This is a genomic window from Lysobacter capsici (assembly GCF_018732085.1).
Lineage (GTDB): Bacteria > Pseudomonadota > Gammaproteobacteria > Xanthomonadales > Xanthomonadaceae > Lysobacter > Lysobacter capsici_A.
The window spans coordinates 461,960-480,563 of record NZ_CP076103.1 but is presented as its reverse complement, the minus strand read 5'-3'; the positions used below and the strand labels follow the sequence as shown (position 1 = coordinate 480,563).

The window sequence follows — 18,604 nt, the reverse complement described above, 5'->3', positions numbered from 1 at the left end:
TCGCGCCGCTCCTACCGTTAGTATCCAGCGACCGATCGATTGGCTTTAGGAAACTGCGTTGTGGCTGATAACTCTTCGATCCCGGCGGGCACCGGCGCGGGTGAACCGGCTTCAGGCCTTAGGAAACCACGTCGTGGCTGACAATTCTTCGATCCCGTCGGGCACCGGCGCGGGTGAACCGGCTTCAGGCCTTTATCTTGGCCTGATCTCCGGCACCAGCGCCGACGGCATCGACGCCGCGCTGGTGCAGTTCGAACACGGCGCCGCGCCGACGCGCTGCGCGCTGGTGCTCGGCCGCACCTACCCGTGGCCGGACGATCTGCGCGAACGCCTGGTCGCGCTCGGCCAGGGCGGCGATGCGCGCTCGCTGGAGGAACTGGGCACGCTCGACATCCAGGTCGCGCAGGCGTTCGCGCAGGCCGCGCTGGCGCTGATCGACGAGGCCGGCGTGGACCGGCGCGCGGTCGCGGCGATCGGTTCGCACGGGCAGACCGTGCGCCATCGCCCGGCGGGCGCGCGCTTCGACGGCCAGCACCCTTTCACCTGGCAGATCGGCGACGGCGCGGTGATCGCCGAACGCACCGGCATCGCCACGGCCGCGGATTTCCGTCGCCGCGATGTCGCCGCCGGCGGCCACGGTGCGCCGCTGATGCCGGCCTTCCATGCCGCGCTGCTGCATTCGCCCGACGAGGACCGCGTCGCGCTGAACCTAGGCGGCATCGCCAATTTCACCCTGTTGCCGGCGCGCGGCGAGGTGCGCGGGTTCGACACCGGACCGGCCAACTGCCTGATGGACGCCTGGGCGCTGCGCCATCTGGGCCGGCCCTACGACGCCGACGGCGCGTTCGCGGCCCAGGGCGAGGTCGATCCGTCGTTGCTGGCGCGGTTGCTCGATGAGCCCTGGTTCGCGCTGCCGCCGCCCAAGAGCACCGGCCGCGAGCAGTTCCATCTGGATTGGGTCGACGCCCGCCTGAGCGGCGGCGAGCGGCCGCAGGACGTGCAGGCGACCTTGCTCGAACTCAGCGCGATCAGCATCGCCGACGCGCTGCGCGCGCATCAGCCGGCGACCACGCGGGTGCTGGCCTGCGGCGGCGGGGTGCGCAACACCGCGCTGCTGGCGCGGCTGGCGGCGCGCTTGCCGGGGGTGACGGTGGAATCGACCCAGCAGTACGGGCTGGACCCGGATTTCGTCGAGGCGATGGGCTTTGCGTGGCTGGCGCGGCAGACCCTGGCGGGGTTGCCGGGGAATCTGCCGAGCGTGACCGGAGCGCGGGGGTTGCGGGTGTTGGGGACGGTGCATCCGGCGGGTTGAGGCGGTGCGGCGGGATACGCGGCGACAAGCCGCGGTGTTTGCGGTCTATGCCGGGGGCTGCGTTTTCGAGGTATGCGCGGTTGCGCGGTCGCGGCTCGCGCCGCTCCTACACGGGGCCGTCGATGCGGCGACGGGGCTTGCGGCGCGGCGAGTCAGGCCGAATCGGGGGTGCGCGGGCGGAATTCTTCCAGCAGTTCCAGGCTGCTCAGGTCCGGGCCGGCGCTGCGCGGTTTCGGCGCTTCCTGCGGTTCGGCGCGGCCGATCAGCGAGAAGCCCGGATCGCTGGGGATTTCCTGCAGCGCCGCGATCGCTTCCTGCAGCGCGTCGGCGTCGTGATCGTTGAAGCGCCCGACCATCTCGGCCTCGACCACGAACAGCCCGCTCTCGATCAGATGCAGGGCGGTGCGCTGCAGACTCCAGCCACGCGCCTCCGCGACCCGACGCAGGCGGTCGGCCAGGATGGCATCGAGGTTGTGCAGGATGATATCGGTCACTGTCGGGCAAGTTGCCACCGTTCGCGTGTCGTTAGCAACACGAAGTTGGCCGAATCGCGTTCAGGAACACGACTTTGCTTAAACGCCCGGGCACCGCGGGGGTGCCCGAGCGCGGCTTACGCGCCCGGCGCGGTGATCGGCGCGATCGTCGGCGGCCGTCGTATCGCCAGCACGATGCACAACAAAAGTGCAGGAATGCCAAGCACCGCGGTGCCGACGAAGAACAGCGAATACGCCTCCAGCAGGCTGCGGTCGACCGCGAGATGTTCGACCGCCACGCCCGACAGGCCTTTGAGCACCTTGCCCAGCAAGGCATAGAACGAGCTGAGCAGCGCGTACTGGGTGGCGGTGTAGCCGACGTTGGTCAGGCTGGACATGTAGCCGACCAGGGCCACGCCGGTGTAGCCGTTGCAGAAGTTGTCGATCACCATCGCCGCGGTGAACACGCCGGTGTCGTTGCCGTGCAGGGCCAGGTAGGCGAAGGCGAGGTTGGAGCCCGGGCCGAGCACCGCACCGGCGATCAGGGTCGGGATGAAGCCGAACCGGACCGCACTCAGGCCGGCCGCGGCCACGCCGGCGATGGTGGCGAACAGCCCGAACGAGGCACGCACCTTGCCGACGAGTTCCTTGTCCATGGCCAGATCGGCGTAGAACGGGTTGGCCATCGGCCCCATCAGGAAATCCGGCAACCGGTACAGGCTGATGGTCAGCAGCATCAGCAAGGCCCAGTGGCCGTGCTCGCGGAAGAAGGCCAGGAACGGGCCGACCAGCGCGTCGAACAGGCCGCGCGGGGTAAACAGCGCCGGATGCGGGGTGGCCGCGGCGAGCACGCTGGCGGCCGGTTCGCGCGCCATCAGCGTCGCCACCACGCCCACGCCCATCAGCAACGCCATCACGTCGTACGACAGCGCCCAACCGGCGTGCGCGGCGAGGATCAGGATCATCGCATCGGTGACCAACAGCGCGCCGCGATAGCCCAGCGTGGCGGTCGAGGTCAGCAAGCCCTGCTGCTCCGGACTGTCCGCGCTCTCGATGCGCCAGGCGTCGATCACGATGTCCTGGGTCGACGACGCGAACGCCACCACCAGCGCCAACGCGCCGAACACCATCAGTTGATCGAGCACCAGCCCGCCCAGCAGCAACTGGCCCTGGCGCGGCTCGATCATCGCCATGCCGACCAGCGCCGCCGCGGCGACGCCCTGCGACAACAGCATCCAGCCGCGCCGCCGCCCCAACCAGCGGCCGAGCACGGGCGCGTCGAGCTTGTCGATCAGCGGCGCCCACAGGAATTTCAGCGAGTACGCCAGGCCGACCCAGGACAGGAAGCCGATCATCGACAGCTCGATGCCGTTTTCGCGCATCCAGTAGCCGAGGGTGTTGCCGACCAAATAGATCGGGATGCCCGAGCTGAAGCCGAGCAGCAGCATCACCAGCACCTTGGGCTGGCCCAGGTTGCTCAGCACCCGCCGCCAGCCCGAAGGCTGCTTCGCCGGGGCCGGTGACGCCGCCGCTCCGGCCGGGCCGGGCTCAGAGGTCATAGTCGACGCAGAACGGGGCGTGATCGGAGAAGCGCGGGTCTTTCAGGATCGAGCAGGCGCGCAGCGTGTCGCGCAGGTTCGGGGTGGCGAGCTGGTAATCGATGCGCCAACCCACGTCGTTGGCGCGCGCGGCGCCGCGGTTGCTCCACCAGGTGTAGTCCTGGCGATCGGGATGCAGCGCGCGGTAGGTGTCGACCCAGCCGCTGTCTTCGCCGCACAGGCCGTTGAGCCAGTCGCGCTCGGGCGGCAGGCAGCCGGAGTTCTTCTGGTTGCTGGTCCAGTTCTTGATGTCCAGGCGGCTGCGCACGATGTTCCAGTCGCCGCACAGCACGTACTGGCGGCCGCTGGCCAACCACTCGTCCAGAACGGGTTTGAGCCAGTCCATGACCTCGAACTTGAAGCCCTGGCGGAGCTCGCCCGACGACCCGGACGGGATGTAGAACGAAACCACGCTCAGATTGCCGAAGCGCGCCTCGATGTAGCGGCCTTCGTCGTCGAACGGCGCCCAGCCCAGCGCGGTGCGGACTTCGTCGGGCTCGCGCTTGGCGTAGATCGCCACGCCGCTGTAGCCCTTCTTGGTGATCGCGTCGCGGAAGAACGCGCGGTAGCCGTCGGGCAGGAACGCCGGGCCGGTGAGCTGGTGCTCCTGGGCCTTGGTCTCCTGGACGCACAGCACGTCGGCGTCCTGGGTCTTGAACCAGTCGAAGAAACCTTTGGTCGCCGCCGAACGCAGGCCGTTGGCGTTGAAACTGATGATGCGCATGCGCGCTCCGGGGCACGAAGTGCGCACGATCATAGCAACGGCCGGGCGCGGGTATCATGCCCGGCATGACCGTGGCGACCGACGTTTCCAGCCCAGCCCTGGCGCGCGTGAGCGTGTGCGTGGTCTCGCCGATGCTGGCGCCGGCGGTGCGCGCGCTGCAGGTCGCGCCCGAACAACTGCCATACGTCGGCCAGACCGCCTACAACCTCGAACAAACCCGCCTGGACCGCCACAGCGAAGCCATGGCGGTGCTGGCCGGCGAGCGCGTGGTCGGCTTCTACCGCCTGGACTTCAGCGTCACCGCGATCGCCGGCCGCCCGCTCGGCGAACCCAGCGTGGGCCTGCGCGCCTACGTCATCGACCAGCGCGAACAAGGCCGCGGCTACGGCACCGCGGCCATGCGCGCCTGCGCCGACGACCTGCGCCGCCGCTATCCCGAGCGCCGGCTGCTGGCGCTGACGGTGAACGTGCGCAACCGCGCGGCCTATGGCGTCTACCTCAAGGCCGGTTTCTTCGACACCGGCGAGCTGTACCACGGCGGCTCGGCCGGGCCGCAGCACCTGATGCTGCTGCGGCTGGCGCCCGCCGCTCCTTCTTCCCCCACTGCCCCGACCCCATGACCGACCATCGCACCCGCTTTCTCCAACTCGCCCTGCAGGCCGACGCCCTGCGCTTCGGCGAATTCACCCTCAAGTCCGGGCGGGTCAGCCCGTACTTCTTCAATGCCGGGCGCTTCGATACCGGCGCGGCGCTGGCCGGGCTGGCCAGTTGCTATGCCGATGCGATCGACGCGCACGGCCTCGACTTCGACCTGCTGTTCGGCCCGGCCTACAAGGGCATCCCGCTGGCGACCGCGCTGGGCTGCGAGTACGCGCGCCGCGGCCGCGACCTGCCGCTGGCGTTCAACCGCAAGGAAGCCAAGAGCCACGGCGAGGGCGGCCTGCTGATCGGCGCGCCGCTGGCCGGGCGCCGGGTGCTGATCGTCGACGACGTGATCACCGCCGGCACCGCGATCCGCGAAGCGCTGGGGTTGATCGGCGAGGCCGGCGGCACCGTGGCCGGCATCGTCATCGCGCTGGACCGGCAGGAAGCCGTGGACCCTGCACAATCCCGACGCTCGGCGGCAGAAACTGTCGCAATCGAACACGCGCTGCCGGTGATCGCGATCGCCAGCCTCGACGATCTGCTCGGTTTCACCGGCGACAGCGCGCAGTTCTCCAGCCAGCGCGAGCGGCTGCTGGCCTACCGCGCGGCGTACGGTCGCGGCGACTGATCGCCGCCGATGCAGGGCCGGCGAGCCGGCCGCGGCGTTGGACACGGGGAATCGTGATGCACGGCACGCCCGAAAAGCAGATCATGGCCCGACTCTTGCTTGATGCTTGGTCGACAGATCGCAGCATTCGAAGGCGGAACGGCGACATGAACGCAACTCACTCCCTGATCGCCGGCGCGCTGCTGTTCGCGCTCGCCGCCGCGAGCGCGGCCGCCGCCGACCCGAAAACGGCCAGCAAGAAGCTGTACTGCTGGAACGAAGACGGCCGCAAGGTCTGCGGCGACGCCCTGCCCGCGCACGCGGTCGACAGCGCGCGCACCGAGATCAGCGCCAAGAGCGGCCTGCCCACCGCGCGCGTCGACCGGACCCTGACCGGCGAAGAACGCGCCGCGGCCGAACAGGCCGCGCGCGAAGCCCGCAGCGCCGCCCTGGCCGCCGACGCGGCCAAGCGCCGCGACCGCGCCATGGCCGAGTCCTATGCCACCGAGCAGGACCTGCGCAATTCGTTCCAGGAGCGCATCGTGCTGCTGGACGAGACCGTCAAGGCCTCGCAGTACGGCATCGTCGGCCGCCGCCAGGCCCTGCTGAGCCTGCTGCGCAAGGCCGGCGAAGCCGAGCTGAGCGGCAAGCCGGTCGGCAAGACCCTGGCCGAGAACATCCGCGGCCAGCACGACGAACTGCTGCACCAGCAGGAAGTGCTCAAGCAGCAGGTGCTCGAACGCAGCCTGGCCGACCAGGACCTGACCGCGGCCTTGGAGCGCTACCACGCGCTCAAGTCGCAGGCGCCGGGCGGCGGTTGATCGCCGGCCTCGGACAGGCCGCGAACACAGACCATGCAACGCACGACGCCGCGGATTACCGCGGCGTTTTTGTTTCCGAATCGGGGATGCTCCCGCAGCTCCCATCGCAGGGCACGCCGCGGCCAAGCCCCTGTAGAAGCGGCGCGAGCCGCGAACGCGCAAGACGCCGATAGCGGCGCGGGTATCGAGGTGTCGTGGTCGCAGCTTACGCAGCTCCTGCAGCGAGGTACGCCACGGCCAAGCCCGGCAGGAGCGGCGTGAGCCGCGACCGCGCAAGGTACCGATAGCGGCGCGGGTATCGAGATGTCGCGGTCGCAGCTTGCGCAGCTCCTACAGCGGGGTACGTTACGGCCAAGCCCCTGTAGGAGCGGCGCGAGCCGCGACTGCGCAAGGTACCGATAGCGACGCGGGTATCGAGGTGTCGCGGTCGCAGCTTGCGCAGCTCCTACAGCGAGGTACGTTACGGCCAAGCCCCTGTAGGAGCGGCGCGAGCCGCGACCGCGCAAGCCGCCGATAGCGGCGCGGGTATCGAGGTGTCGCGGTCGCAGCTTGCGCAGCTCCTACAACGGGGTACGTTACGGCCAAGCCCCTGTAGGAGCGGCGCGAGCCGCGACCGCGCAAGCCGCCGATAGCGGCGCGGGTATCGAGGTGTCGCGGTCGCAGCTTACGCAGCTCCTACCGTCGGGAACTCACTGGCGACGCTCACGCAGGAACGGCGCAGGTCATCGCCAAACGCATCAGCGGGAGCCCGATCGCTCGCGAATCGACAGCGCTCCCAGCTCCACAACGCAAAACGCCGCGGCCCAAGCCGCGGCGTTCGCGTTTCACGCTCTAAACCACACTCAGAACGGCAGCTTCAGATCCGGCTTGATCGCGTGCAGCTGGGCGCGGAACGCGTCCTGGATGCGCGCCATCGCGTCGTGGCTGTCGGCGTCGAAGCGCATGACCAGGATCGGGGTGGTGTTGGACGCGCGCACTAGGCCCCAGCCGTCGGGGTAGTCCACGCGCAGGCCGTCGATGGTCGACAGACGCGCGCCTTCGAACGAGGCCTCGTTGCGGAAGCGCTCGACGAAGCTGTGCGGGTCGCCGTCGGGCGCGTCGACCTTGATCTCCGGGGTCGAGATGCCGTTAGGCAGCGCGTTGAGTGTTTCGGTCGCGGTCTGCGGCTGGGCGGCGAGGATTTCGAGCAGGCGCGCGGCCGAGTAGATGCCGTCGTCGAAGCCGTACCAGCGCTCCTTGAAGAAGAAGTGGCCGCTCATCTCGCCGGCCAGTTCGGCGTCGGTCTCGCGCATCTTGGCCTTGATCAGCGAATGCCCGGTCTTCCACATCAGCGGGCTGCCGCCGTGACGCAGGATGTGGCCCGGCAGGCGGCCGGTGCATTTCACGTCGTAGATGATCATCGCGCCGGGGTTGCGCTCGAGCACGTCGGCGGCGAACAGCATCAGCAGGCGGTCGGGGAAGATGTTCTGGCCGTCGCGGGTGATCACGCCCAGGCGATCGCCGTCGCCGTCGAAGGCCACGCCCAGATCGGCGTCCAGGCGCGCGACCATCTTGATCAGGTCGGCGAGGTTGTGCGGCTCGCTCGGATCGGGGTGATGGTTGGGGAATTCGCCGTCGATTTCGCAATACAGCGGGGTGACCTCGGCGCCGATCGCCGCCAGCACGCGCGGGCCGATATCGCCGGCCACGCCGTTGCCGGCATCGACCACCACCTTGAGCGGGCGGTCGATCTGGATGTCGGAGGCGATGCGCTGGACGTAGTCCTCGGAGATGTCGCGCTGGGTCAGCGTGCCTGGCTCGGCCGCGGTGTGCAGGCGGCCGCCGACGATGCGCTGGAACAGGTCGGTGATGGCCGCGCCCGACAGGGTCTCGCCGCCGACCACGACCTTGAAGCCGTTGTAATCCGGCGGGTTGTGGCTGCCGGTGACCGACACGCACGAACCCGCGCGCAGGTGGTACGCGCCGAAGTAGATCACCGGGGTCGGCGCCATGCCGATGTCGACCACGTTGCGGCCGGCCTTGCGCAGGCCGGCGATCAGGCCCTCGATCATGGCCGGACCGGACAGGCGGCCGTCGCGGCCGACCACGATCTCGGTCAGGCCCTGGTCGTGCATGACCGAACCGATCGAGTGGCCGATCAATTCGGCGATGCCCGGGTCGAGGGTCTGGCCGACCACGCCGCGGATGTCGTAGGCGCGGAAGATGCCGCCGTCGATGGAGACGGCGCGGGGCGCAGCGGTCGAATTTTCAGTCACGTTTCCTGCCATGAGATCCAGCGGTGAGGCGCTCATGGTTTCAGCCAGCGTCTGAACCGGGCCTTCATCCTCGACCGGCGCGACCGCGCGTCCCAGGCGCTGACGCACGCGCATCAGCACGAACGCGAGCAGCGCCAGCACCACCGCGGCGATGAAGCACGGCAACGCGCCCAGGCCGAGCGGGCCGCCGGCGGTATCGGGCACCGCCGCGGCCACGCGCAGATCGCTGCCGGGGATCTTCGCCGCCATCGCTTCGGCGCCGTTGCCCAGCGCGGTGTCGCCGCGCTCGATCACGCTGAAGCCGCCCTGGCGCAGGGCCAGGTAACTGCTGCTGTCGACGTCGGCCTTCTCGATGCCGTCGCTGATGCGCTGCAACGGCAGTTGCACATAGGCCACCGCGACCAATTGCTCGCCCACGCGCGCCGGCGCGGCCAGGGCCAGCACCGGCTTGCCGCCTTCGCGCACGATCGCCGCCATCGGCTTGTCGGCGACGATCGCCGCCTCCATCGCCCCGAGCCGGCCGTAGCCGCCCTTGGGCAACTGCGCGTAGTCGCTGGCCAGATCGATCGGCAGCACCACCACGGCCTTGGCGCCGGGCCAGTTCTTGGTCAGCGCGGCGGCCGCGGCCGGGTAGTCGCCGGCCTGCAGGGCGGCCTGGGTCTCGGCCGCGTCGATGCGGTCGCGCAGGCGCTTGTGTTCGACCCCGAGCGCGTCGTGCGCGGCCGCGACGGCGATGTCGCGAACGCGGCTGAGGTCGTTGCGGCGCGAAGAATCCAGGTGCTGCTGCACACCGGCCCAGCCCAGCCACAGCGCCAGCAGCGCGCACAGCACGGCCACGGGCAACAGCACCGGCTTGAGTTGCGCCGCCGATACCTGCGGCTTTTCTAACTTGATATCCACCATTGCCAGAGCCCCTTCCCCAATTCGATACGTGCATCGTCGGCGCGTGCAACCGGGCCGACCGAACCGCGGCGCCCAGTCTGCACTGTAAGACGCCCGCGGTTTCGTCGACTGCGCCTCGCCGCGCGGATTGTGCGTGGCGACGGCCCACGGCCTTGCGTGTGGATCGCCGGCGATTACTCAGCACGATGACTACCTAGCACGATGCGTGCCAGGGTCACCACGACTACGCCGTCAACGCAGGCCGGTGTGTCCGAAACCGCCGTCCCCACGGCGGCTGGCTTCGAATTCCTCGACCACCTGCAAGCTCGCGCGCACGATCGGCAGCACCACCAGCTGGGCGATGCGATCGCCGGGCTGGATCGTGAACGCCTCGCGGCCGCGATTCCACAGGCTGATCAACAGCGGGCCCTGGTAGTCGGCATCGATCAGGCCGGTGCCGTTGCCGAGCACGATGCCGTGTTTGTGGCCCAGGCCCGAGCGCGGCAGGATCACCGCGCACAGGGTCGGATCGCCGAGATGGATCGCCAGCCCCGACGGCACCAGGGCCGCGTCGCCCGGATGCAGCTGCAGCGACTGATCGAGCGCCGCGCGCAGGTCCAGCCCGGCGCTGGCCTCGGTGGCGTAGGCCGGCAACGGCCATTCGCTGCCGTAGCGGGTGTCGAGGAGTTTGAGTTGCAGGCTGTGGTTCATCAGGTCCAGGCGTCCGAACGAAAGAAAGAGAAGCCGGCGGGTCGTGCGCGGATCGGCGCGAGCGTCCGCGCGCGGCCGTGATCGGCCGATCGCCGCGCCGGCTCAGCGCGGCGAAGCGAGGTCCTGCGCCACCACCAGTTGCCGCAGTTCGGCTTCGCCGGCGGTAAACCGGTTCATGTCGTACACCAGATAGACCGAGCCCCGATTCGGCACGCTCTCGAAGCCGATCGCCGGCAGCACCTGGCCGTGACGGTCGAGCGCGCGCACCAGCCGGTGGCAATAGGTCTTGGCCGGGCCCTTGGTCCCATGCACCGCGGCGTAGCCGTCGCGCAGGACCGCATGGACCGCGTCGAGCACGTCGTCGGTGGTGCTGAAAATCGTCATGGGCGCCTGCTGTTAGGGAAATGCACGTCGCTCAGGCCGGCCAACGGGTGAGGATCAGGTCGAGCAGTTGATCGGCCAGCCGGGTCTTGGGCGCCGGGCCGAGCGCGAGCGCGCCGTCGGCCCAGTACACGGTCAGCGCGTTGTCGTCGCTCTCGAAGCCGCTGCCGGCGACGCCGACGCGGTTGGCGGCGATCATGTCGACCCGCTTCTTTTCCAGCTTGCCGCGCGCGTAGAACTCGACGTCGTGGGTCTCGGCGGCGAACCCGACCACCAGGGTCGGACGCTGCGCATGCACGGCGACTTCGGCCAGGATGTCGGGCGTGCGCACCAGTTCCAGGGTGAGCTGCTCGTCTTTTTTCTTGATCTTGCCCGGCGCGACCTGCGCGGGGGCGTAGTCGGCGACCGCGGCCGCGCCGATGTAGGCATCGGCCGGCAACGCGGCGATCACCGCCTCGCGCATCTGCCGCGCCGAACGCACGTCGATGCGTTCCACCCCGGCCGGGGTCGTCAGCGACACCGGGCCGGCGACCAGCACCACCTGCGCGCCGCGCCGCGCCGCGGCTTCGGCGATCGCGAAGCCCATCTTGCCGCTGCTGCGATTGCCGATGAAACGCACCGGATCGATGTCTTCGAAGGTCGGGCCGGCGCTGACCACGATCCGGCGGCCGGACAGGCTGGCCGCGCTCATGGCTGCGCTCCGGCGAGCGCGGTCACGATCTCGTGCGGTTCCAGCAGGCGTCCCGGGCCGGATTCGGGTTCGGCCATGCGCCCCTCGGCCGGGCCGAGAAAGCGCACGCCGCGGCTGCGCAGGGTGGCGACATTGGCCTGGGTGGCCGGATGGCCCCACATGCGGTGGTTCATCGCCGGGGCGACCGTCACCGGGGCCTCGGTGGCCAGGCACAAGGTGCTGATCAGGTCGTCGGCGAAGCCGTGGGCGAGCTTGGCGATCATGTCGGCGGTGGCCGGCGCGATCACGATCCGCTGCGCCCAGCGCGCCAGCTCGATATGGCCCATCGCCAGTTCGGCCGCGTCGTCCCACAACGAGGTCCGCACCGGATGGCCGGACAAGGCCTGGAAGGTCGCGGTGCCGACGAAGCGGGTCGCGTTTTCGGTCATCGCCACGCGCACCTGCGCGCCGGCGTCCTGCAGGCGCCGGACCAGATCGGCGGCCTTGTACGCGGCGATGCCGCCGCAGACGCACAGCAGGATGCGCTGATCGCGCAGCGGCGGGGTGGAATCTTGCGGAATGGGATCGGGCGCCATGGTCGGCCGGTGCTTCTCGGTGATTCTCGGTGCGGTCGTTGCAGGATGTGCGCGTTCGGCAGGCACGTTCCGGCGCGGGGCGCGATGCGCCCGCGACGGCGGCCGGCAAATCCCTACACCCGCTCGGGGCTCTAGCTTACCCGATGGCCCTGTCCGCCCCGATGCCGGCCGCCGCGACCGGGCTTGCACGATGCGGCCATGAGAATCCACGAATGGCCCAGCGCGGAACGGCCGCGCGAAAAACTCCTCGCCCACGGCGCCGGCTCGCTGTCGGATGCCGAACTGCTGGCGCTGATCCTCGGTTCGGGCCTGCGCGGCTTCGACGCGGTCGGCACCGCGCGCCAGTTGCTGACCGAGCACGGCCCGCTGCGCGACCTGCTGGAGCAGCCGCCGGCCCGGCTGATGCGCATGCGCGGGATCGGCTCGGCCCGCGCCTGCACCCTCAAATCGGCGCTGGAACTGGCCGCGCGCTGCCTGCGCGCCGACCTGGAACGCGGCTGCGCGCTGACCGACCCCGATTCGGCCGGGCGCTACTTCGCCCAGCACCTGCGCGGCCGCCCGCAGGAAGTGTTCGCGGTGCTGTACCTCAACAGCCGCCACAACGTGATCGGTTTCGAGGAGCTGTTCCACGGCACCATCAACGGCGCCGAAGTCCACCCGCGCGAGGTCGCGCGCCACGCCCTGCAACGCAACGCCGCGGCGGTGATCGTCGGCCACAACCACCCCAGCGGCAACGCCGAACCCAGCCTGGACGACCGCAACGTGACGATCCGGCTCAAGCAGGCCCTGGCCCTGCTCGACATCCGCCTGCTCGATCATTTCGTGATCGGCGACGGGCCGCCGATGTCGATGGCGGCGCGCGGCTGGGTGTAGGGGCGGGGAATCGGGAATCGGGAATCGGGAATCGGGAATCGGCAAAAGCGTAGACCCACGACGGCCTGCGACGCCCGAATTTCAGATCCCCAGGCGCGGCCGGACGCGGCGCGCAATCGGTTCGGAACCAGGTAAAATGCGCGGTTCCGTAGCACCCTGCGAATCGCGAAGTCTCCCTGTGAAAGCCACTCTCCATGCGCTCGTCGCACAGGCCATCGACGCCCTGCGCGCCGCCGGCACCCTGCCGGCCGACCTGTCCACGCCCGATTTCGTGATCGAGCGTCCCAAGAGCCGCGCCCAGGGCGACTTCTCAACCAACGCCGCGATGCTGCTGGCCAAGCCGGCGCGCAGCAATCCGCGCGAGATGGCGCAAAAGCTGCTCGACGCGTTGCCGGCCAACGCCGATATCGCCCAGGTCGAGATCGCCGGCCCGGGCTTCATCAACTTCCACGTCGACGAAGCCGCCTGGCGCCGCCAGATCGGCGAGGTCTTCGCGCACGGCGCCAACTACGGCCGCAACACCAGCGGCGCCGGCCATCGCGCCGGGGTCGAGTACGTATCGGCCAACCCGACCGGCCCGCTGCACGTCGGCCACGGCCGCGCGGCGGTGATCGGCGACTGCATCGCGCGCGTGCTCGACGCCAACGGCTGGGACGTGACGCGCGAGTTCTACTACAACGACGCCGGCGTACAGATCAACAACCTGGCCATCTCGACCCAGCTGCGCGCGCGCGGCCTCGCGCCGGGCGACGAAGGCTGGCCGGAGAACGCCTACAACGGCGACTACATCGGCGACGTCGCCCGCGCCTACCTCGACGGCGCCACGGTCGAATTCGAAAACCACCGCGTCACCGGCAAGGGCGACATCGACGACCTCGACGCGATCCGCCAGTTCGCCGTGGCCTACCTGCGCCGCGAACAGAACGCCGACCTGGCCGCCTACGGCGTCAGCTTCGATGTCTACTTCCTGGAAAGCTCGCTGTACGAGCAGGACAAGGTCGAGGAGACCGTGCGCGAGCTGGTCGCCCACGGCCACACCTACGAGGAAGGCGGCGCGCTGTGGCTGCGCAGCACCGATTTCGGCGACGACAAAGACCGGGTGATGCGCAAGTCCGACGGCACCTACACCTACTTCGTGCCCGATGTCGCCTATCACCTGAGCAAGTGGCAGCGCGGCTACGAGCGCGCGATCACCGAGCTGGGCTCGGATCACCACGGTTCGCTCGCGCGCGTGCGCGCCGGCCTGCAGGCGCTCGACGCCGGCATCCCGCAAGGCTGGCCCGAGTACGTGCTGCACCAGATGGTCACGGTGATGCGCGGCGGCGAGGAAGTGAAGCTGTCCAAGCGCGCCGGCAGTTACCTGACCCTGCGCGACCTGATCGACGAAGCCGGCCGCGACGCGGTGCGCTGGTTCCTGGTCGCGCGCAAGCCCGATTCGCAGCTGACCTTCGACATCGACCTGGCGCGCTCGCAATCGCTCGACAATCCGGTCTATTACGTGCAGGTCTCGCACGCGCGCATGTGCGGCCTGATGCGCCAGCTGGCCGAGCGCGGCCTGTCCTACGACCCGGCCCACGGCCTGGCCCAGGCGCTGGACCTGAACGACGCCGCGGCGCACGAATTGATCGTCACCCTGCTGCGCTACCCGGACGTGGTGGCGGTGGCCGGACGCGACCTGGAACCGCACCAGATCGCCGGTTTCCTGCTCGAGTTGGCGCAGACCTTCCAGACGTATTACAACGATCATCAGTTCCTGGTCGACGACGCCAACCAGCGCCACGCGCGCCTGGTGCTGGCGATGGCGACCCGCCAGGTGCTTGCGAACGGTCTGGCGCTATTGGGGGTCAACGCCCCGGAGGTAATGTAAGTGGCAGCACGACGCGGTAAATCGCAGGCCAAGCGCAACAACCAGAACAACGACAGCCTGCCCGGCTGGGCCTGGGGCGTGCTCGGCCTGTTGCTGGGCGTGGTGGTGATCCTGGTCGCCCCGAAATTCCTCAAGGCCGACGGCGGCGACGGGTTCTTCCGCCCGCAGCCCAATCCCGACGCCCAACCCGCCGCGGTCACCGCCGACGAAGAATCGGTCGCGCCCGAAGGCAACACCGCCGCCGCCAAGCCGGCGTCCAAGACCGACGGCAAGAACGGCAAGCCCGACAAGGGCGACAAGGAAGGCTCCGGCTACGACTTCTACACCCTGCTGCCGGGCAAGGAAGTCGAAATGAGCGACGCCGAACTGGCCGCCACCGAGGCCGCCGAGGAGCAGCGCCGCGCCGCGCAGCAGCGCAAGAATCCGCAGCCGGCCGCCGTCGCGGCCACGGCCGCTGGCAATCCCGCCGCGGCCAGCCCGGCCACCGCCGCGCCGGCCACCGCCAGCCTGCCCAAGCCGGTCGACACCATCGCTCCGCCGCCGTCGCAACCGGCCGCGCCGCCGACCCAGGTCGCCAGCGCGACCCCGCCGGCCAGCGTGACCCCGAAGCCGCCGACCGTCGCCGCAACCCAGGGTCCGGCCGCGGCCGCGGCGGCCAACGACAACACCAGTTACGTGCTTCAGGCCGGCGCGTTCCAGGCCTCCGGCCAGGCCGAGGAAATGAAGGCCAAGATCGCGATGCTCGGCCTGGGCGCGCGGGTCGAATCGGCGCAGATCAGCGGCAAGACCGTTTACCGCGTGCGCATGGGGCCGTACGGCACCGCCGGCGACCTCGCCGACGCCAAGCGCAAGCTCGCCGACAGCGGCTTGCCGGGGATGGCGATCAAGGTTCAGTAAGCCGCCGCGCGCGGCGTTCGGATGTCATCAAAACGCCGGGCCATGTGCCCGGCGTGTTGTTGCCTACCCCGGATGCATGCGGGGCGGCCGCGCGATTGCATCCTGCGCGACGCCGCGCAACCAAGCGCGCGATCGCGAGGCGCATTCGACGGCGACCATCCGCCGTTGGCGGAATCTTCGCCATGCGACCTCCAGCGATGTGCCCGTTCGGCTTTCGCATAAGTATCGAGCGTCCCCGTTCATCCACCTCGCGCGTGCCCGGCGGCAGGCCACCTGGCATGTCGCGGGTTTGAGGCTCGCGACGGCCGCCGGGAACGCAACCCATACGCCCGATTGCGCGCAACCGTGCGTCGGCTCAGCGCTGCCTTCCGGTCGGGTCGGCGGCGACAGCGCGACGCCGGTCACCCTGCCTCGCGCGTGCGGCGAAGTAGACTGCGCCGGCTAATGAAGTCGTTGGGGAACGGATGGACAAGCGCATTCTTCTGGGCTGCCTGAGCGCGGCGGGCATGTTGTTGCTGTTCGGCATCTTCACCAAATACCTCGGCCTGGATTCGCGCCAGGCGATCCAGACCGGCCTGGGTGCGATCCCGCTGATCGACGTATTCGCGGCCCTGATCGCGATGGGCATCGGCGGCGCGATCGCGCGCCACGCGCATTTTCGTTGGGTCGCGCTGCTGTTGATGGTGGCGATGTGGAGCCTGACCTTGTTCGCGATCGTGTCGATGGCGATGCCGGACAGTCCGTTGCCGATGCGCACGATGGTGGGGGCGTTGCGCTACAACGCGCTGGCGATCGTGTTGAGTCTGTCGGCGGCGTTCGGCGGGGCGTTGCTCGGGGAGCGGATCATGCGGCGGGGCAAGGGGTTTGCTACCCGTTGATCGGCGACGTTGTGCGTCGCTCTGCATGGGTCGCATTTTGCGAGGCGTGCCGGATCCGGCGCTTGCGGCAACGTGCCGGTCGATTAGCCGCTCGCGCCTGAAGCCATAGACGCGGCTCGATCGACCATCGCAACCAACGAAATCGCCCCGCTCTATGCGGGGCGATTTGCTATTGAAGTTTTGATCCTGATCTTGGCTTTCGCTTTGCGTGACTTGAGCCTGAAGCCGAGCCGCTTATCCGTGGTCCACCGAAGCCCCTGTAGGAGCGGCGCGAGCCGCGACCGCGCCATCACGACAACTTCGAAGCCTGCGCCGTAGCCGTGATTCGCGGTCGCGGCTCGCGCCGCTCCTACAGGGAGGCCATGTAGCTTTCGCCTGAAGTCTTGCAGTTCATCCAGCGCTGCGAGGCCACTACCTCGCGAGAACAAAAGCACACCCGGAGGGCGGCGCACAGGGATGTGCGCCGTGCGCCACCGGGACAGGATGTCCCGTGTGGCGCATGCCTGCGTCGGCACCGATCGTGCGGGCTGTTGATTCAAGAAAAAGCGTTTTTCTTTGAATCAAGGGCCCGCAAGTGCGGAGCTTCCGCGGGCATGCACCACACGGGACATCCATGTCCCGGTGGCGCACGGCGTGCATCCTGCACGCCGCCCTCCGGGTGTGCGCTTGCTAACGCGAGTTACAGGCGGCGCAGCGCTGGATGGACTGCGCCACTTCCGGCTCAAGCACAAAGCCAAATCCGAAGCCACGGAAAATCTCGACAGCAACGGCAACGGCAATCCAAGCGGCAAGCGGCAAGCGGCAAGCGGCAAGCGGCAAGCGGCAAGCGGCAAGCGGCAAGCGGCAAGCGGCAAGCGGCAAGCGGCAAGCGGCAAGCGGCAAGCGAAAATGATGCGCGCAGCAAGGCATTGCGATGCAAGCACCGCGTTGACGGCAAGCAAGCGACAAATCCCCAAGACCGTCATCCCCGCGAAGGCGGGGATCCAGAGCCGGGTCGTTGCGACCCGGCCGCGTCGATCAGCCTCGATGAAACCGGCGCGCGCAGCGCGCGCCGAACCTCACGCCTGTTCGGCGTCGGACTCCACCACCGCACGCGCACGCTTGAGCGCGATCAGCGCCGAGGTATCCGACTCACCGTGCCCGCGCTCGATCAGTTCGGCGTAATCCGCCGCGGCCTGGTCGATGGTGTTGGTGCGGATGCCGCTGTCGCGCGCGATGCCCTGGACGATGCGCAAATCCTTGAGCATGTGCTGGCATTTGAAGCCCGGCGCGAAATCATCGCGCAGCATGGTCGCGCCGCGCTTGTCGAGGAACCAGTTGCTGGCCGCGCCGGCCATCAACGTCGGCAGCAGGCGCTCGGGTTCCAGGCCGAGCTTCTCGCCCAGCGCCAGACCTTCGCATACCGCTTCGTTGATGCCGGCCACCAGAATCTGGTTGATCGCCTTGGTCGCCTGACCCGCGCCGGTACCGCCCATGTGGGTGATGCGCGCGGCGTAACTGTCGAGCACATCGCGCACGCGTTCGAGCTGCGCTTCGTCGCCGCCGACCATGATCGACAGCTTGCCGTTGCGCGCGCCCTCGGCGCCGCCGGACACCGGCGCGTCGAGGAAGCCGATATTGTGCGCGGCCAGCATCGCCGCCGAACGGCGCGCGGTTTCCAGCGAGACGGTGGAATGGTCGACCACGATCGCGCCGGGCTTGAGCACCTCGGCCAGGGCGGCGACGTTCTCCAGCACGTCCGCGTCCAGCGACACGCACAGGATCACCAGGTCGCAATCGGCGAAATTCGCCGGCGAACGCGCCGCGCGCACGTCCAGCTCCGACGCCAGCGCGTCGGCCTTGGACTGCGTGCGGTTGCCCACCGCGGTCAACACGCCCTTGCCATGCACATAACGCGCCATCGGCGCGCCCATGGCTCCCAGACCGATCACCCCTACTTTCATTTCAACCTTCTGCCCGTTCGGGCGCTTGATGTTGCAAAAACCATGATTCGGCACGACCGGACGCCAGGCCCGGCCATCGTGCCATGCGGCAACGCCGCGTTGCTGCGACCGATCTCATACGCGTACACGCGAACCCGTCCACGTATACGCAACCGCGACCCCTATCTGCCTGAACGCGCAAGCATCGACGCGGTGAAGCCGACGCGACGGCCGTTCAGGTCAGCCATTCGTACACGTCGACCCGCGACGAACCCGTGATGTGCAGCGGGTCGCCGAAGGCCAGCACGCGGGCCTGTTCCAGGTCGACCGCGCGCAGCACGTAGGCGCCGCCGCTCTTGTCGGAAAAGCCGCCGGCCAGCTCCAGTCGGCCCTGCTCGCGCAGGCCGTCGAGGAAGTCGCGATGCGGCCCGATCTGCTCGCTGTCGAACTGCGGCAGGCGCATGGCCATGACCAAGTAACGATTCATTGTCT

The 18,604-nt window shown here is 69.2% G+C and carries 16 protein-coding genes and 1 pseudogene; 8 read left to right on the top strand and 9 right to left on the bottom strand.

The genetic code is table 11. The features are described from left to right. The first annotated feature begins 133 nt into the window (after window positions 1-133). A complete protein-coding gene (locus tag KME82_RS01945) occupies window positions 134-1,312 on the top strand; it encodes an anhydro-N-acetylmuramic acid kinase (RefSeq protein WP_252255588.1) in 1,179 nt (392 codons plus the stop codon). Between the two features lie 152 nt (window positions 1,313-1,464). On the opposite strand, the gene KME82_RS01940 is transcribed toward KME82_RS01945, so the two are convergent. From KME82_RS01940 to KME82_RS01930, 3 genes are all read right to left on the bottom strand, one after another. Further along, on the bottom strand, window positions 1,465-1,806 hold the full coding sequence (locus KME82_RS01940; RefSeq protein WP_235567800.1) for a hypothetical protein: 342 nt from the start codon (window positions 1,804-1,806) through the stop codon (window positions 1,465-1,467). A gap of 116 nt (window positions 1,807-1,922) precedes the next feature. After that, window positions 1,923-3,344, bottom strand: coding sequence for an AmpG family muropeptide MFS transporter (locus KME82_RS01935; RefSeq protein WP_215497041.1), 1,422 nt, complete (start codon window positions 3,342-3,344; stop codon window positions 1,923-1,925). After that, window positions 3,334-4,107: an exodeoxyribonuclease III gene (locus tag KME82_RS01930; RefSeq protein ID WP_215497040.1), complete on the bottom strand. Its 774-nt coding sequence runs from the start codon at window positions 4,105-4,107 to the stop codon at window positions 3,334-3,336. Before KME82_RS01930 ends, KME82_RS01935 begins: the two co-directional genes overlap by 11 nt. A gap of 56 nt (window positions 4,108-4,163) precedes the next feature. Between KME82_RS01930 and KME82_RS01925 the strand changes: the two genes are divergently transcribed. From KME82_RS01925 to KME82_RS01915, 3 genes are all read left to right on the top strand, one after another. Beyond that, window positions 4,164-4,727: a GNAT family N-acetyltransferase gene (locus tag KME82_RS01925; RefSeq protein WP_215497039.1), complete on the top strand. Its 564-nt coding sequence runs from the start codon at window positions 4,164-4,166 to the stop codon at window positions 4,725-4,727. Then, a complete protein-coding gene (gene pyrE / locus KME82_RS01920) occupies window positions 4,724-5,380 on the top strand; it encodes an orotate phosphoribosyltransferase (protein ID WP_215497038.1) in 657 nt (218 codons plus the stop codon). Before KME82_RS01925 ends, pyrE begins: the two co-directional genes overlap by 4 nt. 146 nt (window positions 5,381-5,526) lie before the next feature. Continuing rightward, complete coding sequence (locus tag KME82_RS01915) at window positions 5,527-6,180, top strand: hypothetical protein (protein ID WP_215497037.1); 654 nt, start codon at window positions 5,527-5,529, stop codon at window positions 6,178-6,180. An 842-nt stretch (window positions 6,181-7,022) separates the two neighbouring features. Here KME82_RS01915 and KME82_RS01910 read toward each other — a convergent pair. From KME82_RS01910 to coaBC, 4 genes and pseudogenes are all read right to left on the bottom strand, one after another. Next, complete coding sequence (locus tag KME82_RS01910) at window positions 7,023-9,338, bottom strand: phosphomannomutase/phosphoglucomutase (protein ID WP_215497036.1); 2,316 nt, start codon at window positions 9,336-9,338, stop codon at window positions 7,023-7,025. A 231-nt stretch (window positions 9,339-9,569) separates the two neighbouring features. Next, window positions 9,570-10,028, bottom strand: a complete 459-nt coding sequence (gene dut / locus KME82_RS01905) for a dUTP diphosphatase (protein ID WP_215497035.1) — start codon at window positions 10,026-10,028, stop codon at window positions 9,570-9,572. Between the two features lie 102 nt (window positions 10,029-10,130). After that, window positions 10,131-10,412 (bottom strand): hypothetical protein, encoded by a 282-nt coding sequence (locus tag KME82_RS01900; protein ID WP_215497034.1) that lies wholly within the window; start codon window positions 10,410-10,412, stop codon window positions 10,131-10,133. Between the two features lie 31 nt (window positions 10,413-10,443). Then, window positions 10,444-11,675 (bottom strand): annotated as a pseudogene (coaBC, locus tag KME82_RS01895) (bifunctional phosphopantothenoylcysteine decarboxylase/phosphopantothenate--cysteine ligase CoaBC). Window positions 11,676-11,873: 198 nt separating this feature from the next. Here coaBC and radC point away from each other — a divergent pair. From radC to KME82_RS01875, 4 genes are all read left to right on the top strand, one after another. Next, on the top strand, window positions 11,874-12,548 hold the full coding sequence (radC, locus tag KME82_RS01890; RefSeq protein WP_215497033.1) for a RadC family protein: 675 nt from the start codon (window positions 11,874-11,876) through the stop codon (window positions 12,546-12,548). Between the two features lie 178 nt (window positions 12,549-12,726). After that, entirely contained in the window at window positions 12,727-14,415 is a 1,689-nt protein-coding gene (gene argS / locus KME82_RS01885; RefSeq protein ID WP_215497032.1) for an arginine--tRNA ligase, read from the top strand. Then, complete coding sequence (locus KME82_RS01880; RefSeq protein ID WP_215497031.1) at window positions 14,416-15,312, top strand: SPOR domain-containing protein; 897 nt, start codon at window positions 14,416-14,418, stop codon at window positions 15,310-15,312. A 464-nt stretch (window positions 15,313-15,776) separates the two neighbouring features. Beyond that, window positions 15,777-16,190: a hypothetical protein gene (locus tag KME82_RS01875; protein WP_215497030.1), complete on the top strand. Its 414-nt coding sequence runs from the start codon at window positions 15,777-15,779 to the stop codon at window positions 16,188-16,190. A gap of 1,058 nt (window positions 16,191-17,248) precedes the next feature. On the opposite strand, the gene KME82_RS01870 is transcribed toward KME82_RS01875, so the two are convergent. Beyond that, the gene (locus KME82_RS01870; RefSeq protein ID WP_215497029.1) at window positions 17,249-18,133 is read right to left on the bottom strand and encodes an NAD(P)-dependent oxidoreductase; all 885 of its coding nucleotides are present in this window, start codon (window positions 18,131-18,133) and stop codon (window positions 17,249-17,251) included. 214 nt (window positions 18,134-18,347) lie between these two features. Beyond that, window positions 18,348-18,599, bottom strand: coding sequence for a YciI family protein (locus tag KME82_RS01865; RefSeq protein WP_215497028.1), 252 nt, complete (start codon window positions 18,597-18,599; stop codon window positions 18,348-18,350). Between the last annotated feature and the right edge of the window lie 5 nt (window positions 18,600-18,604).

Bases quoted from the DNA above. Each gene is read 5' to 3' on its own strand.
- KME82_RS01915 (WP_215497037.1), top strand. From the start codon at position 5,527: ATGAACGCAACTCACTCCCTGATCGCCGGCGCGCTGCTGTTCGCGCTC.
- KME82_RS01870 (WP_215497029.1), bottom strand. From the start codon at position 18,133: ATGAAAGTAGGGGTGATCGGTCTGGGAGCCATGGGCGCGCCGATGGCG.
- KME82_RS01930 (WP_215497040.1), bottom strand. From the start codon at position 4,107: ATGCGCATCATCAGTTTCAACGCCAACGGCCTGCGTTCGGCGGCGACC.
- KME82_RS01875 (WP_215497030.1), top strand. From the start codon at position 15,777: ATGGACAAGCGCATTCTTCTGGGCTGCCTGAGCGCGGCGGGCATGTTG.
- KME82_RS01865 (WP_215497028.1), bottom strand. From the start codon at position 18,599: ATGAATCGTTACTTGGTCATGGCCATGCGCCTGCCGCAGTTCGACAGC.
- dut (WP_215497035.1), bottom strand. From the start codon at position 10,028: ATGAACCACAGCCTGCAACTCAAACTCCTCGACACCCGCTACGGCAGC.
- KME82_RS01900 (WP_215497034.1), bottom strand. From the start codon at position 10,412: ATGACGATTTTCAGCACCACCGACGACGTGCTCGACGCGGTCCATGCG.
- KME82_RS01910 (WP_215497036.1), bottom strand. From the start codon at position 9,338: ATGGTGGATATCAAGTTAGAAAAGCCGCAGGTATCGGCGGCGCAACTC.
- radC (WP_215497033.1), top strand. From the start codon at position 11,874: ATGAGAATCCACGAATGGCCCAGCGCGGAACGGCCGCGCGAAAAACTC.
- pyrE (WP_215497038.1), top strand. From the start codon at position 4,724: ATGACCGACCATCGCACCCGCTTTCTCCAACTCGCCCTGCAGGCCGAC.
- KME82_RS01925 (WP_215497039.1), top strand. From the start codon at position 4,164: ATGCCCGGCATGACCGTGGCGACCGACGTTTCCAGCCCAGCCCTGGCG.
- KME82_RS01935 (WP_215497041.1), bottom strand. From the start codon at position 3,344: ATGACCTCTGAGCCCGGCCCGGCCGGAGCGGCGGCGTCACCGGCCCCG.